General features: G+C 61.9%; 8 protein-coding genes. 5 read left to right on the forward strand and 3 right to left on the reverse strand.

Going from position 1 to position 16115, the window contains the following annotated elements; all coding sequences use genetic code 11:
• Window positions 1-40: 40 nt before the first annotated feature.
• Window positions 41-1951 (reverse strand): methyl-accepting chemotaxis protein, encoded by a 1911-nt coding sequence (locus AB5Y73_RS17595; RefSeq protein WP_181497717.1) that lies wholly within the window; start codon window positions 1949-1951, stop codon window positions 41-43.
• Window positions 1952-2186: 235 nt separating this feature from the next.
• On the opposite strand from AB5Y73_RS17595, the gene AB5Y73_RS17600 reads away from it, so the two are divergent.
• From AB5Y73_RS17600 to AB5Y73_RS17620, 5 genes are all read left to right on the forward strand, one after another.
• Window positions 2187-4448: a patatin-like phospholipase family protein gene (locus AB5Y73_RS17600; RefSeq protein WP_181497718.1), complete on the forward strand. Its 2262-nt coding sequence runs from the start codon at window positions 2187-2189 to the stop codon at window positions 4446-4448.
• Window positions 4449-4677: 229 nt separating this feature from the next.
• Entirely contained in the window at window positions 4678-7275 is a 2598-nt protein-coding gene (gene acnB / locus AB5Y73_RS17605) for a bifunctional aconitate hydratase 2/2-methylisocitrate dehydratase (protein WP_181497038.1), read from the forward strand.
• Between the two features lie 280 nt (window positions 7276-7555).
• Window positions 7556-9142 (forward strand): EAL domain-containing protein, encoded by a 1587-nt coding sequence (locus AB5Y73_RS17610; protein ID WP_107684308.1) that lies wholly within the window; start codon window positions 7556-7558, stop codon window positions 9140-9142.
• Between the two features lie 162 nt (window positions 9143-9304).
• Window positions 9305-10699 carry a D-arabinono-1,4-lactone oxidase gene (locus AB5Y73_RS17615; protein WP_181497039.1) on the forward strand — a complete coding sequence of 465 codons (1395 nt, stop codon included), beginning with the start codon at window positions 9305-9307 and terminating at the stop codon, window positions 10697-10699.
• 9 nt (window positions 10700-10708) lie between these two features.
• A complete protein-coding gene (locus AB5Y73_RS17620; RefSeq protein ID WP_181497040.1) occupies window positions 10709-11836 on the forward strand; it encodes a GTP-binding protein in 1128 nt (375 codons plus the stop codon).
• Here the strand turns inward: AB5Y73_RS17620 and AB5Y73_RS17625 are convergent.
• Window positions 11821-14928 carry an efflux RND transporter permease subunit gene (locus AB5Y73_RS17625; protein ID WP_368148288.1) on the reverse strand — a complete coding sequence of 1036 codons (3108 nt, stop codon included), beginning with the start codon at window positions 14926-14928 and terminating at the stop codon, window positions 11821-11823. The two genes, AB5Y73_RS17620 and AB5Y73_RS17625, sit on opposite strands and share 16 nt — an antisense overlap.
• Entirely contained in the window at window positions 14925-16025 is a 1101-nt protein-coding gene (locus tag AB5Y73_RS17630; RefSeq protein WP_181497042.1) for an efflux RND transporter periplasmic adaptor subunit, read from the reverse strand. Before AB5Y73_RS17630 ends, AB5Y73_RS17625 begins: the two co-directional genes overlap by 4 nt.
• Between the last annotated feature and the right edge of the window lie 90 nt (window positions 16026-16115).

Genomic DNA, 16115 nt, shown 5'->3' on the forward strand with positions numbered 1-16115 from the left:
CGGCGCTCTCTGTTGTTGATGACTCAGGTCAAGGTCGGGGTCAGAGCCGGAAGTTGCCAACCAGCTTGTCCAGCTGACCGGAGAGCTGCTGCAGGCTGCGGCTCGACTCGGTCAGCTGGTGGGCGATATCGGCGGTCTCCATGGTGAGCTGGTTGATATCTTCCACGTTGCGGTTGATCTCGCCGACCACGCTGGACTGCTCCTCGGTGGCGGTGGCGACCTGGATGTTCATGTCGTTGATCTGGGTGATGTGGGCGGTGATCTGGCCGAGGGCGGCGTTGGCCTCATCGGCCTGGCTCACCACCTCCAGACTCTGGTCGCGCCCCTGTGCCATGGCGCTGACAGCGCGGGCACTCTGCTCCTGCAAGCGGTTGATCATCCCCTGGATCTCGGCGGTCGAGGCGGCGGAGCGGTTGGCCAGATTGCGCACCTCATCTGCCACCACGGCGAAACCTCGACCCTGTTCACCGGCGCGAGCGGCCTCGATGGCGGCGTTCAGTGCCAGCAGGTTGGTCTGCTCCGAGATGCTGCGGATGGTTTCGAGGATACTGCCGATGGAGTCGGTCTGGCTCGCCAGCGACTCGATGACCCCAGCCACCTGCTCAATCTCGCCGGAGAGGTCGACGATGCCGTGGCGCGCCTGCGCTACCACTACTGCCCCTGCATCGGCCTGATCGTTGGCCTGTCTGGCTACTTCGGCTGCCAGCGAAGCGTTACCGGCGATCTCGCTCACCGTGGCCCCCATTTCGTGGATGGCGGTGGCCACCTGCACAGTACGGTCACGCTGGGCAGTACAGTTGTGCTGGGTCAGCTGCGCCTTGTTGGCCACCTCGTTGGCGGTGGCCGCGAGCTGGCGGGAGTTCTCCGCCACCTGCTCGATGGAGCCGTGGATCTTAGCGACGAAGTTGTTGAAGCCGGTGGCGACCTGACTCAGCTCGTCGCGTCCTTCCACTTTCAGGCGCTGGGTAAGATCCCCATCGCCGCTGCCCAGCTCCTTGAACAGGCGGGCCAACTCGTTGAGCGGGCGGCTGACCGAGCCTGCCAACAGCATCCCCATCAGCCCCATGGCCAGCGCAATCACCAGCGAGATCATCAGGATCTCGTTGCGGGTCTGATCCAGCTCGGCATAGATCTCGGCTTGCGGCACCTGGGCCACCAGATACCAGTCGAGCAGCGGGATATAGCTGCTGGCCAGTACCATGGGCTCGCCATTGACTGCGGCGTTGATGACGGCAAAGGGGCGTTTGGCCAGCAGGCTGCCGGTATCACCGCTGGCAATGTTGCCAAGTGTGTCACGCTCGATGCGATTAGCCTCGGGGTGCAGCTTCACCTTGCCGCTGCCATCGACCATAAAGACGATGCCGCTCTCTTCCAGCCGGAAGTTGGAGACCATGGTCACCATGGTGTCGAGGGATTTGGCAAAGCCTGCCAGCCCGCGCCCGTTGAGTTGCTGGAAGTTGACGAACAGCTTCACCTCGCCGTTGCTCTCGCGGAAGATGCTGAGGGTCATCTCCTTCTGGCTCTTGGTGTAGTCATAGAACCAGGCGTCTTGCGTGGGGGTCAGGTTGCGCAGAAAGCCATCCTGGTTGTAGTAGGCAGCGGTCTGGCGATCGGCGAAGGAGGCGGTCACCAGTCCATACTGATTGGCCACATCCTTGAGCTGGTTGATGAGGATTGGCTCCTGCTCTTTGGGCATGCCCCGATCCACCCAGTCGAGAATGAAGCGGTCGGTGGCCAGTTGGCGGGCAGCCTGGGCGATGCCGTGGAGATCCTGTTCAATCTCCTTGCTGATCCGCTGGGTCAGGTTGGGGAGCTCCTGCTCGAACATCCGGTTTTCGATCAGTTGCTGGGCCGAGCGTTGGCTGAAGTAGCCTACCAGCAGGCAGGAGACGACCACGGCCAGGGTGACCGTGGCCAGTATTTTCTGTTTAAGAGTGAGGGTTGCCAGCATAAAGGTGCTCAAAAGGTTGAGATTGACGACGCTCATATTAGCGGCCGTACTCTGCCACTCATGAGCCCGGGGATGCCTTTATTTGCGGATTACGTTTGCGCTCACAGGGGCGGCGGCTTGCCCCATCGGCATGCTGCACAGGCGGGATGCGGATTGACGGTTGCGCTAACTGCCGGGCCCCTTATAGTAGAGGCCATCCTTGGTGACTGACCCTCTGAATAATATGGAAAATATGATGCGCAGCTTAGGTGCGGGATGGACCCGTCTGCTTTTGGTGATGCTGGCGGCGATGCCGCTGCTGGCTGTGGCGGCACAGGGGGATCGCCCAAAAATTGCGGTAGTGCTCAGCGGCGGCGGCGCCAAGGGTTCTGCCCATATCGGCATCCTCAAGGTGCTGGAGCAGAAACGGATTCCGGTCGACATCATAGTCGGCACCAGCATGGGCTCTTATGTGGCGGGGATGTACGCCATGGGGCTCAGTGCCGAGGAGGTAGAGCGCACCACTTTGGCCATCGACTGGAACAAGGGGTATCAGGACAAGGTGGGCCGCGACGAGCTGTCGCTGCGCAAAAAGCAGCAGAACGAGCAGTATCAGCTGCGCACCGACATCGGGGTGAATGGCGACACCACCCAGCTGCCGGACGGTTTCTTCCAGGGCCAATCCATGGCCAGCCTGCTGCGGGGGGCCACCTCCAACCTGCCGGTGCAGGCGAGCTTCGATGATCTCCCCATTCCCTACCGCGCTATGGCGACCGACATGGAGACGGTCACCCCCTTTGTGCTGGATCACGGCAGCCTGGCCAAGGCGATGCAGGCCTCTATGTCCATTCCCGGCGCCCTCAAGCCGGTGGAGTGGGAGGGGCACATCCTGGCGGATGGCGGCAGCGTCAACAACATGCCGGTGGATGTCGCCAAGGCGATGGGGGCCGATGTGGTGATCGCGGTGGATATCGGTGCCAAGCTGCGTACCCGGGAGTCCCTCAAGTCAGGGTTGGCGATGATCGACCAGCTCACCACCTACATGACCCAGGTGGGCACCGACAAGCAGAAGGCGCTGATGGGACCGAAGGATATTCTGATCGCCCCCGAGTTTGGCGATATGGGGATCGCCGACTTTGCCCGGATGCCCGAGGGGATCAAGATCGGTGAGACAGCGGCTGACAAGGTGTCGCTGCAACTCGATAAGCTGTCGCTCACCAAGGCGCAGTACAACGCCTATCGCAACCAGAAGCTGAGCCGCCGTGCCGAGCGTAGCGGTCAGCCCGCCTACTTCATCGACAAGGTGGAGATCATCAACAAGTCGCGCCTCTCCGACGAGACGGTGCGCGCCATGCTGAAAGTGCGGCCGGACAAGGTGCAGACCAACGAGAGTCTGGAAGCGGGCATTCGCCGCCTCTACGCGCTGGAGTCCTTCGATCGCATCACCTACGAGGTGGAGGAGCGTGACGGGGAAAACGTGCTGCTGGTGGACGCCAGCGAGAAGAACTGGGGGCCGGGCTACCTCAACTTCCAGTTCGGTTTCACCGATGACTTCGAGAACACCTCCAACTACAACGTCGGCATGTCCTATACCCTCACCAACGTCAACGAGTGGGGTGCCGAGTGGCTGACCGAGGCGTCGCTGGGCACGGCCAAACATATCAAGACCGACTTCTATACCCCGCTCGAACCCTCCCAGACCTTCTATGGTGAGGCGAGTCTGGCCTATGACCAGACCCTGCGCCGCCTGTTTTTCCCCAATCCTGATCCCGAGATAGTTTCGATAAGCTATCTCGACTCCGAATACTCCTTCTTCAGCGGCGATCTGGCGGTGGGCTGGAACCGCCAGCCCTGGAGCAGGTTGTCGATGGGGCTGGAGGGACAACTGGGCACGATTGATGTGAAGAACTTCAAGGGGCTGGAGATGGATGCCACGGCGTGGGGCCCCTATGTCCGCTTTGAACACGACAATCTGGATAGCCTCTATTTCCCCTATCAGGGGGTGAAATGGGACATGAAACTGGGCCACTCCCATGTCAGTGTGGATGGACTTGAGTCAGCAGATGGGCGCAGTGAAGGCTGGAATTATCAGCTCTCGATGATCAAGCCCTGGTCATGGGACAGGCACAGCCTCAACTTGATCCTCGAAGGGGGTGGCTCGGGCAGTGAAGAGGTGGTGCCGCTGCATATTCAGGATCTGGGCGGGCTGTTCCGCCTCTCCGGTTTCCAGCGCTACCAGCTGAGCGGTCGCTACAGCCTGTTTGGTGGCCTGCGTTACATCTATCGGGTGGCAGACAATGACTTCGGTGCCCTCAAGATGCCGCTCTATCTGGGTGGATCTCTGGAGCAGGGCGGGGTCTGGAACAAGGGTGAGGATATCAGTCTGGAGAGCTCGTTTACCGCCGGGTCGGTTTATGTCGGGGTGGAGAGCTTCCTCGGCCCTGTGTTCCTCGGCTACGGCATGGCGGAGGGGGGCAATGACGTCTTCTATCTGCAATTGGGCAGTACGTTCGAATAATGCTGAAATGATGCCAATTTGTTAACTCTGGTTGAGGGCGTTCAATTAATTTTCAAAAAATACCAGCCTGTTTAATTGGTTACGATTTTGTGGTGAATAAGTAAACAGGGTTTGGATTTTAATTAGTCGTTAAAACTTATATAGTGGGGAGCACCCTACGGGGTGTCCCGCAAGGACGATCGCCGCGAGCGTGGGCGAACCCCAAAAAAAGACCAAAGAGGAATTAGTCGTGCTTGAAACATACCGTAAACACGTCGCAGAACGTGCCGCCGAGGGCGTGGTTGCCAAACCTCTGGATGCAGAGCAGGTCGCCGCCCTGGTTGAGCTGCTCAAGAACCCGCCCGCTGGCGAAGAAGACTTTCTGAAAGAGCTGTTGTCCTCCCGTATTCCCCCCGGTGTTGATGAAGCGGCCTATGTCAAAGCCGGTTTCCTCACCGCCGTCGCCAAAGGCGAAGCCCACTCTCCCATCCTGACTGCCGCCGAAGCTGTCGAGCTGCTGGGCACCATGCAGGGTGGTTACAACATTCAGCCGCTGATCGACCTGCTGGATCACGCCACTCTGGCGCCGCTTGCCGCCAAGGGGCTCTCCCACACCCTGCTGATGTTCGACTCCTTCCACGACGTGGAGGAGAAGGCCAAGGCGGGCAATGTCCACGCCAAACAGGTGATGCAATCCTGGGCTGATGCCGAGTGGTTCCTCTCCCGCCCGGAGCTGGCCGAGAAGATCACCGTCACCGTGTTCAAGGTGACCGGCGAAACCAACACCGACGACCTCTCTCCGGCACCGGACGCTTGGTCCCGCCCGGATATTCCGCTGCACGCGCTGGCGATGCTGAAGAACACCCGTCCCGGCATTACCCCGGACAAGGATGGCGCCGTCGGCCCCATCAAGACCATCGATGCCCTGAAAGAGAAGGGCTTCCCGCTGGCCTATGTGGGTGACGTGGTCGGTACCGGCTCTTCCCGCAAATCTGCCACCAACTCGGTGCTCTGGTTTATGGGCGACGACATTCCGTTCGTGCCGAACAAGCGCGCTGGCGGTGTCTGTCTGGGTGGCAAGATTGCCCCGATCTTCTTCAACACCATGGAAGATGCCGGCGCCCTGCCCATCGAAGTGGATGTCTCCAAGCTGGAAATGGGCGATGTGATCGACATCTACCCCTATGCCGGCAAGATCTGCAAACACGGCACCGAACAGGTGCTGGCGCAGTTTGAACTGAAAACCGACGTACTGATCGACGAAGTACGCGCCGGTGGCCGTATTCCGCTGATCATCGGCCGCGGCCTGACCGACAAGGCCCGCGAAGCGCTGGGGCTGCCGTTCTCCACCGTATTCCGTCGCCCGCAGCCGGTGGCCGATACCGGCAAAGGCTTCACTCTGGCTCAGAAGATGGTGGGCAAGGCGTGCGGCGTGAAGGGAATTCGCCCAGGTACCTACTGCGAACCCAAGATGACCACGGTCGGCTCCCAGGACACCACGGGCCCGATGACCCGCGACGAGCTCAAAGATCTGGCCTGCCTCGGCTTCTCCGCCGATCTGACCATGCAGTCCTTCTGCCACACTGCCGCCTATCCGAAGCCCATCGACGTACAGACCCACCACACCCTGCCGGACTTCATCATGAACCGCGGCGGTGTGAGCTTGCGTCCGGGGGACGGCGTCATCCACTCCTGGCTGAACCGCATGCTGCTGCCGGATACCGTGGGTACCGGTGGTGACTCCCACACCCGTTTCCCCATCGGTATCTCCTTCCCGGCGGGCTCCGGTCTGGTGGCTTTCGCCGCCGCTACTGGCGTGATGCCACTGGACATGCCGGAGTCCGTGCTGGTGCGCTTCAAGGGTGAACTGCAACCGGGCATCACCCTGCGTGACCTGGTCCATGCCATCCCCTACGCCGCCATCCAGAAAGGGCTGCTGACCGTCGAGAAAGCGGGCAAGAAGAACATCTTCTCCGGCCGTATCCTCGAGATCGAAGGCCTGCCGACCCTGAAAGTGGAACAAGCCTTCGAACTGGCCGATGCCAGCGCCGAGCGTTCCGCTGCCGGTTGCACCATCAAGTTGGATAAAGAGCCGATCATCGAGTACCTGAAGTCCAACATCGTGATGCTGAAATGGATGCTCTCCGAAGGTTACGGTGACCCGCGCACCATCACCCGTCGCATCAAGGGGATGGAAGAGTGGCTGGCCAACCCGACCCTGATGGAAGCGGACAAGGATGCCGAGTATGCCGAGATCATCGAGATTGATCTGGCCACCATCAAGGAGCCGATCCTGTGTGCGCCGAACGATCCGGACGATGCCCGTCTGCTGAGCGACGTGGCTGGCGACAAGATCGACGAAGTGTTCATCGGTTCCTGCATGACCAACATCGGTCACTTCCGTGCCGCCGGCAAACTGCTCGAGAAGTATCAGGGCGAGCTGCCGACCCGCATGTGGATTGCGCCGCCCACCAAGATGGACAAGGATCAGCTGACCGAAGAGGGCTACTACGGCATCTTTGGTCGCGTCGGTGCCCGCATCGAGATCCCAGGCTGCTCCCTGTGCATGGGCAACCAGGCGCGGGTAGCGGAAGGGGCCTCGGTGGTCTCCACTTCCACCCGTAACTTCCCGAACCGTCTGGGTAAAGGTGCCAACGTCTATCTGGCCTCTGCGGAGCTGGCCGCTGTTGCCGCCATCCTCGGCAAGATCCCGACTGTGGCGGAGTACCTGCAGTATGCCAAGGCGCTGGATGCCACTGCGGGAGACACTTACCGCTACCTCAACTTCAACGAGATCGCCTCCTACACCAAGAAGGCCGATGCGGTGATCCTGCAGCAAGCCGTTTAACGGAGTTCTTGCGCGATTTGCGCGATAAGAAGCCAATAATGCCGCGTATTTACGCGGCATTATTTATTTGTGTGTTATTCACCGTCTTTTTTGAAGATTGTTTGCACGATCCTTGCTAGAGAGATCCAACCACCTGTTTGGTGGTTCGTTTTATAAACGCTTTGGGTTATGTTGTTCGGTTATGTGCGGTAATGATGAGGCATCGTTATCGAGGGAAAGTGGATATCTGTTCACTGGGTGCTTGCGTTGGCAGGCCTGACGAATTGCGGCGTGGTTCTTTATGTTTCTGTTCAGGATCGATCTCTCCCGAACCGGGTTACGCTTCGGCGGTGCCTTGCTGGTCTTTACCCTGCCGCTGCTGGTGGGATCTTGGCTCATCCACAGCAATTATGTGCAGGAGCTGAAAGCGGAATCTAGCGCCTCGGCCCACAAGGCCAGAACCCTGATGGAGTCGATGCTGGATCATGCGGAGCAGGCCAATCGCTCCGTGCTGCCTCTGGTGAATGCTCCCTGTCGCGACAACCTGCTGGTGCTGCGCAAGAAGGTCGCCATCGAGCCTTTCCTGCGTTCGGTCAATCTGGTACGAAACGGCATCATCAATTGCACCTCGCTGTTTGGTGAGGCCAATGATGCCGATGATGGCTCCATCTACACCGGCCGCAAGCTGCTGCTGATGAGTGGCAACCGGGTGCGGCAAAATCACCCGCTGCTGGTAGTGCGCACCGAGCAGGGCAAGGATGCCGCCTTGAGCGCCATCGACAGTACCCAGCTCAGCTTCATGCTCTCCATGAGCGGAAAATCCAGTGCGCTCTATCTGCAGGTGGGGTCTGCCTGGCTCAATGAGTCGGGCCGCTATCTGAGCGAGGCGCCCACCCTCCATCGCGGGATCAGCCAGGCCCTCACCTCATCCCATTATCCTTTCACCATCCATGCCGGTTATGCCATGCCGGTCTACTGGAAGTCGCTGTGGGCCGCGCGGCATGTGGCGCTGTCGTGGCTGGCGGTTTCCTCGCTTTTGCTGGCCTGGCTGGTGTGGTGGGTGCTGGGGCGGCCCGGCTCGCCAACAGATGAGTTGCGACGAGCCCTGCGGGCCAGGGAGTTTGTTCCCTATCTGCAGCCGCTGATTGCCAGCCACGACGGCAAGATGATGGGCGCCGAGGTGCTGATGCGCTGGGAACATGTCAATGAAGGAGTGATCCGGCCCGATCTCTTTATTCCGCAAGCGGAGGAGTCGGGACTGATCGTCCCCATGACCACCCATATCATGAAGCAGGTGGCGACACGGTTGAACCGCTCTCAGGAGCAGTTGCCCGATGGGTTTCATATCAGCTTCAACATCAGTGCCGCCCATTGCCACGATTTTGCCCTGCTGGCCGAGTGCCGCGCCTTCCTCGGGCATTTCCTCCCCGGCAAGGTGGTACTGGTGCTGGAGCTGACCGAGCGGGAGCTGTTGATGTCAGATCCCCAGACCCTCTCCCTGTTCCGCCAGCTGGACGAGATGGGGGTCAAACTTGCTATCGACGACTTTGGCACCGGCCACTCCAGCCTGGCTTACCTGCAGCAGTTTCATGTGGATTACCTCAAGATCGACAAATCCTTTATCGCCCGCATCGGTACCGAGTCGCTCTCGGAACATATCGTGGACAACGTGATCGATCTGGCGACTCGGCTGGGTCTGGCGCTGGTTGCGGAAGGGGTGGAGAGCGAGCGTCAGGCTGACTACCTCAGGGCCAAAGGGGTCGATTATTTACAGGGATACCTGTTTGCCCGCCCCATGCCGCTGCGCCAGTTCTGCGAGGAGCTGCTGCCGGAAGAGGCACAAACCCGCCAGCCAGATGGGGTGCGAGGCATCCCGAACGCCACCTGATCTATCGGTGACAGACGGGCGGCTACGCTCCCGTCTGGCAGGGTAGGTGAGTGCTATATCCCTATCCCCCCTCGAGTGCAGGGGCTTGTTTTCCATGCCTTGTGGCTCACTTTTCGGTAGAATCGGCGCTCATTTTGACGTCAGTAAAAGATGAGGCGCGGTATGACGGTTCAGTTCCAGGCATTTCACAGCATCAAGGCGATCGGTAATCGGGAGGTGCTGTTCAACTGGTCGAGAACCAATCCCCTCGGAGCGCTGGATCAGGTGTGGCGCCCGAAAACCCGTGACGAGCTGCAAGCGCTGCTGCGGGAACACCCCGAGCGCAAGCTGCGCCTTATCGGCTCCGGCCTCTCCTTCGAACCCATCCACAGCGTCTATGCCGAGGGCAGTCAGGCGCTGCTGGTGGACTTGCACCACCTGCGCGGCCAGCTGGCGAAAACTGCCGATACCGTGACCTATCAGGCGGGGACGCCCCTCGATACCGTCTATGCCGAGCTGATCGCCATGGAGCGGATGCTGCCCGCATCCCCGGGCGTTATCGGCATCCAGACCCTGGGCGGCGCCCTCAGCACCGGCACCCACGGTCAGGGGCTGCACCAGTCTGCCCTCTGCGATGCGGTGGAGGCCCTGACCGTGATGCTGGCCAATAGCGACATCATCCGGGTGGATCGCAGTGACCCGCGCTTCGGCGCCTTCGTGATGGGGATGGGGATGCTCGGCATCCTGCTCGACGTCACCCTGCGCACCGTGTCCAACCGCATTATGCGCTGCACCAAGTTCACCACCGACTACCCCTTCCTCCTGGAGCACAACGAACGGCTCAACCGCGAGCACGGCTTTGTGAAGAGCTGGTGGTTTGCCTGGACCGGCGAGAGCCACATCTGGCTGGTGGATCCCGCCTCCGAGGAGGAGGTTGCCCGTTATCGTGCCGGTGGCAGCGAGCCGCTGCTGCTGGATGGCGATATCGACGCCCGCATGAACGCCACCATAGATGCCACCCTGCAGAAGATGGCGAAAGATACCAAGGATGAGGCGCTGGCCGGTGAGCACTTCGAGACGGTGCGCCGCTTCAAGGATGCCTCCGATCTGGTGGGCAACGTCTACCAGATCCTCTGCAAAGGGATCCCAGCGCCCCAGATCAATTGCGAAGTGGCGGTGCCGCTGCATCGCATGAACGAGGCGCTGGAGACCCTGCAAGCGTGGCAGCAGGCCAATCCCGGCGTGTTGCACTACCCATTTATCCTGCGCTGCACTGGCCCTTCCGAGGCCTGGCTCAGTGCTGCTTACGGCCAGCCGGTCTGCTGGATCGGTTTTCTGGTCTATCTGGCGGCGGACGGCACCTTCGTCAACGGCTCCATGGAGCAGATGCGCGAGCTGCAGCAACTGCTGGCGCCCCTTGGCGGCATCCCCCACTTCGGCAAGCATCTGGCGATGGATCTCTACGATTTCCCGGCCCTGCTGCCGCGCTGGAACGACTTCGTGGCGTTGAAAGCTGAGCTCGACCCCCACGGCCGCTTTGAAAACCGCTGGCTCAGCGACCTGTTTGCCAACCGGTAAGGATCTGACATGACCGATATGCAAGATACCCGTATCCCAGTGACCCTGCTGACCGGCTTTCTCGGCAGCGGCAAGACCACCTTGCTCAACCACTGGGTCAAGCAGCCGGAGCTCGGTGAGTGCGCCGTGCTGATCAACGAGTTCGGCTCGGTGGGGCTGGATCACCATCTGGTGCAACAGGTGGATGAGCAGGTGATGCTGCTCGATTCCGGCTGCATCTGCTGCTCGGTGCAGGGCTCTCTGGTGGAGGCGCTGCAGGGGCTCTTTATGAAGGCCATCCAGCGCAAGATCAAACCGTTCAAGCGGCTGATTATCGAGACCACCGGTCTGGCAGATCCGGCCCCCGTGCTATTTACCCTGCGCGAAGAGGGCTTTATCGCCCAGCGCTACCGCTTCGATGGCACTGTCACCGTGGTGGATGCCGGCCATATCGAGCAGCAGTTGGCGGCTCAATATGAAGCGGTGAAACAGGTGGCGCTGGCGGATCTGCTGGTGGTGAGCAAGGGGGATCTGGTGGAGGACGAGCAGCTGGCGCGGGTCGAAGCCCAATTGGCGGCCCTCAATCCAGCGGCCCCGATCCAGCAGGTGACCAATGGCGAACTGTCGCCAGCGGTGCTGGAGAAGCTCGGCGCCTACAACGAAGCGGCGGGGCGCGATGTGCGCCAGCTGCTGGCCTGGCTGCGCACCGAATCCCCCAAGCAGGGGCTGGCGTCACCGATGCAGCCGAAGATGCAACCGTTCGCCGCCAAGGTGGGCACAGCTGCGCCCACCCACTTCGAGCACGGCAACATCGAGAGTTTCTCTTTGCGTATCGGCGAGCCGCTCAAACCCTCTCGCCTGCTGGCTGCCATCGATGCGGTGCAGGCCCAATATGGCGATGCCCTGCTGCGCCTCAAGGGGATCTTGCAGCTGGAAGGGGAGAGCCAGCCGGTGGTGATCCACGGCGTCCACGGCCAGCTCTATCCGCTGCAGGCACTGGGTGAGTGGCCGGAGGGCAAGGCCCAGTCCCGACTGGTGTTTATCGTGAAAAGTCAGGACAAGGCCGGTATCGAGCAGCTCTTTATGGCGACCCTCAAGGCCCCCGAGCCCACTCTGGAAGAGCGGCTCAAAGCCATGCTGGGTCAGCCCGACAACTGATCTTGCGCGTTGCAGCTCTCCTGTACCGGGTCAGGGCGGCGGCGGTTGAACAACACAAAGGCCACCGGCACAAAGTAGAACGAGAGCAGGGTCGCCAGCGCTGTGCCACCGGCGATGGCGATGGCAAAGGGGGGCCAGAAGCCGCCGCCCCCCAGCAATAGCGGGATGAAGCCGCCCACCGTGGTGATGGTGGTCGAGACGATGTGGCGGCTGCAACCGGCCACCAAATCGCGGATCTGCGGCAGATTGCCCTGCTGTGCCAGCGGGTCTGCCTTCAGCTCAGCCAGAATGACGATGGCGGCGTTGATGGCCAGCCCCATCAGCCCCAGCAGGGCGATGATCACCGTAAACCCGAAGGGGTACCCCAGCAGCCAGACCCACAGCAGCCCGAGCCCCGCCGACTGGATCGCCACCAGGGTGACGATGCCTGCCAGCCGGAACGAGTTGAAGCTGAGCACCAGCACGGCCACCAGCAGCACGGCGACCAGGCTGACATGGGCCATCAGATTACCCACCGATTCATCCCGCTTGGCGGCTTCCCCGCCAAACTCCAGTCGATAGCCCGGCGGCAACGCCAGCGCCTTGGCGGCCAGCCTCTCTTTGACCTGCTCCAGCACGGTTTGCGGCAGTACGCCGACCGCCAGATAGGCCTCCAGCACATTGACCCGCTCCCCATCCCGACGGCTGATCTCCCCCCAGCTTGGCAGCAGCTCGGGAGTGGCCAGCGCCCGCAAGGTGAGATTGGCTGCCCCTTGCTGGCCGGTGCCGGTGAGCGACAGCGGCACATTGAGCAGCGCATCCGGATCCTGACGCAAGGGCTCGGCCAGTCGCACCCGAACCGGGATTGACTCGGTGCCTTCCAGCACAGTGCCGCCCAACCTGCCATCCAGTGCACCCGCCAGCCGGGAGGCAACATCTGTCAGGCTCATGCCTGCCAGTCGGGCGGCCTCCTCATCGACCTGCAACCAGAGTTTGGGTGCCCCTGCCTGCAAGGTGGCGCGGGTCTGCACCACGGCCGGGGTATTGGCGAGCAGACTGCGCAGCTCCTCTCCCAGACGGTGTAGTTGTTCAAGGTCGGGGCCAAACATCCGCAGCTCGACCGGGGCATTGAAGGGCGGCCCCTGTTCCAGCTTGCGCACCAGGATCTGCGCTTCGGGAAATTTTGCATCGAGCCGCTGCTGCAGTTGTGGAATGAGCCGCTCGGCAGCATCGGCATCCTGCAGGGTGATCATCCCCTGGGCGTAATCGGCCCGCCCCTGTTTTCTGGGCACCAGGTTGTAGTAGAAGCTGGGTGCGTTGTCGCCCACCACCCAGTCCTGGCGAACCAGCTCGGGGAGGTTGTCCAGCTCGGCGGAGATCCCCAGTGCCAGCTCGCGGGTGCGCGCCAGGCTCGCCTGTGGGGAGAGGCTGGCCTCGATGTGGATCATGTCCCGGTCGGCAGGGGGAAAGAACTGTTCGGTGAGGCGGCCCGCCACCCAGAAACCGAGCAGGGGCAGCAGACTGACCAACAGCAGGATTCGCCAGGGGTGAGCCAGCGCCATGGCGAGGCTCTGCTGGAAACGTGCGCTCACCCGGGGCAGGTGCAAGCCATCCTGATACCAGCGTCCCCCTTGGTCACTGCCAATCCAGCGGGCTGCGAGGCCAGCCACCAGGGTGTGGGCGATGAGGTAGGATCCCAGCAGCGAGCAGATCACCGCCCAGGCGATGCCGCCGACAAACTCGCCCGCCGGGCCCGGCATCAGAATGATCGGCATAAAGGCGAGCATGGTGGTGAGGGTGGAGCCCAGTAGTGGCAGCCAGAGGTGGCCGATGGCTTCCAGTGCGGCGGCACTCATGGCCATGCCGTGGCGGCGCTGATACTGCACCCGATCCGCCATGACGATGGCGTTGTCCACCATGATCCCGAGCGCCACCACCAGACCGGTGACCGACATCTGGTGAATGGGCAGATTGATCAGGTTCATGCAGGCGAAAGAGAACGCCACGGTAAGCGGCAGCGACAGGGCCACGATAATGGCGGCCTTGACCCCCAAGGTCACCAGCAGCACTGCCACTATGATGAGGAAGCCCTGCACAATGTTGATGAGCAGGGTGTCGAGCCGCTGATCGGTATACCGCTGCTGATCGAAGCTGGTGACGAGGCCGATATTATCCGGCAAGTCCTGTTGCAGCTGGGCCAGCATGGTATCGACCTGTGCCGACCAGAGGTCGATGCGGTGATCCTGTGCCATGCGCAGGCCGACCACCACGGCCCGTTCACCATTGGCAAAGGCCAGCTGGCTCTCCGGTTGGTGCAGGGTACGTCTTACCTCGGCCAGATCGCCAAGGCGCAGGGTCTGGCCCTGCTCGCCGGTACGCAGCGGGATCTGGCGGATCCGCTCCAGGGTATCGAGGGCGCCACGGATCTCCACCTGAAAGCGATTGTGGCTGCCCTGCAACTCCCCGGCGGCCACTTTGGCATCGGCACCGCTCAGCGCCTGGGCAAGCTGTTCGCCACTCATGCCGCTGGCACTGAGGGCGAGGGGATCGAATCGCACCTCGATCTCCTCCTGCGGTGCCCCGACCCGCTCGACGTATTCGGTACCCGGCAGCTGGCGAGCCCGGCGTTCCAGCTCGACGCTGTAGCGGGCGAGGCGATCCAGCTGCGGCTGGCCCGGCCCGCGCCAGACCACATTGACCAGCCGGGTGAAGGGGTAGCCCTTCTCGTCATCCAGCTTGGGGGCACTGGCGCCGGCTGGCAGTTCGGCGGCAAGATCTGCCAGCCGGTCACGGACTCTGGACCAGACGGGCTCGACATCGCTGACCTCATCCTTGAGCTCCAGATTGATGATGGAGAGACCGGGGCGAGAGCTCGACTCGATCAGCTTGATCTCGCTCTGGGCCCGCAGCCGGTTCTCGATGGGCTCGCTCACCAGCGCCTCCACCCGCTCGGCACTGGCCCCGGGGAAGTGGGTAACCACGCTGGCAAAGCGGCTGGTGAGCTGGGGATCTTCGGTTCTGGGCAGGGTCTGCAATGCCGCAAGGGCGGCTGTCAGCAGCAGCGCGACCGTCAACAGCAGCAGGCGGCCATTCTCGATAAACGGGCGGATCATGACTGTGGCTCCGGATGGCCTGCCTGATGATCCACGCTAGTGGTCAGGGTGACCTGCTGGCCCGGCACCAGTTTATGCAGGCCATCGGTCACCAGCTGTTCTTGTCCATTCAGGGCACCACTGATCCAGGCCCGCTCACCATCTTGCTGCAGCAGAGTGACGTCCCGACTGACCACCCGGGGTGGCGTTTCGTCGTTGAGCAGATAGAGGGTCCAGCTGCCGCGCAACCCCTGGGTCAGCGCGGTGAGCGGCACTTCGTAGGCGCGGGTGGGCTCGCGGGTCTGATGCAACAGGGTGATCAGTTGCCCCTCTGCCAGTTGTTCGCCGCCCCGGGTCAGCTGGAAGCGGGCGGTGCGGGTATGGGTCTGCCCGTCCACTTGTACCCCCAGATTAAGCAGGCGCGCCTCCACTGATTGCTCCCCGCTTTGCAGGGGGTAGTGTTGGCCGACGATCAGGGTCTCGGCCTGTTTCACCGGCACGCCGATATCGGCCTCCCACTGGCCGTTGCGGGTCAGGGAGAAGAGAGGCTGGCCTGCGGCCACCACGGCCCCCAATGCCTGCTCGCGGCTGACCACAATCCCGTTGAAGGGGGCGCGCAGCTGTGATTTCTCCTGTTTGACCCGGTTGGCTTCGAGGGCGGCGGCCAGCTGGTTGGCGCTTGCCTCCAGCATGCGGACTTTGCCTTGCTGTTCATCCAGCGCCTGACGGGAGCTGAACTGCTGCTGGCGCAGGGCGGTGAGTCGTTCGAGCGTCTGCCGGGCAAGGGTCAGCTCGGCCTCGTTCTGGGCGGCCCGGGCGGCCAGCTCTTTGGCTTCCACTGCCAGCAGCCGGGTATCCAGGGTGGCGAGCAGCTCGCCGGCCGCTACCGGCTCTCCGCGTCCTTTGTGCAGGGTAGCAATCCGCCCTGCAAGCTCGAAGCCTATCTGGCTGTGCTCGGGGGCGATCACCCGGCCATTGAAGCGGTGCAGCACCGGGTAGTGATCGCTGGCTTGCAGCGGCTGGGCGATCACCCGGGTCAGGGCGGGTGTTTCTTCTGACTCTGTGACCGGGCTGCAGCCACTCAGTAACAGCGCCAGCAGGATTAAGCAAAGTGTCATGACATCATCCTCTGGTTGACATAACATCAAATCACACCGGTGAGTCTAGTTTTTCGAAACTAGACTGTCCAGTTTGATTGTGGAGGAAAA

It is taken from the genome of Aeromonas sp. s7(2024) (assembly GCF_040907825.1).
Lineage (GTDB): Bacteria > Pseudomonadota > Gammaproteobacteria > Enterobacterales > Aeromonadaceae > Aeromonas > Aeromonas veronii.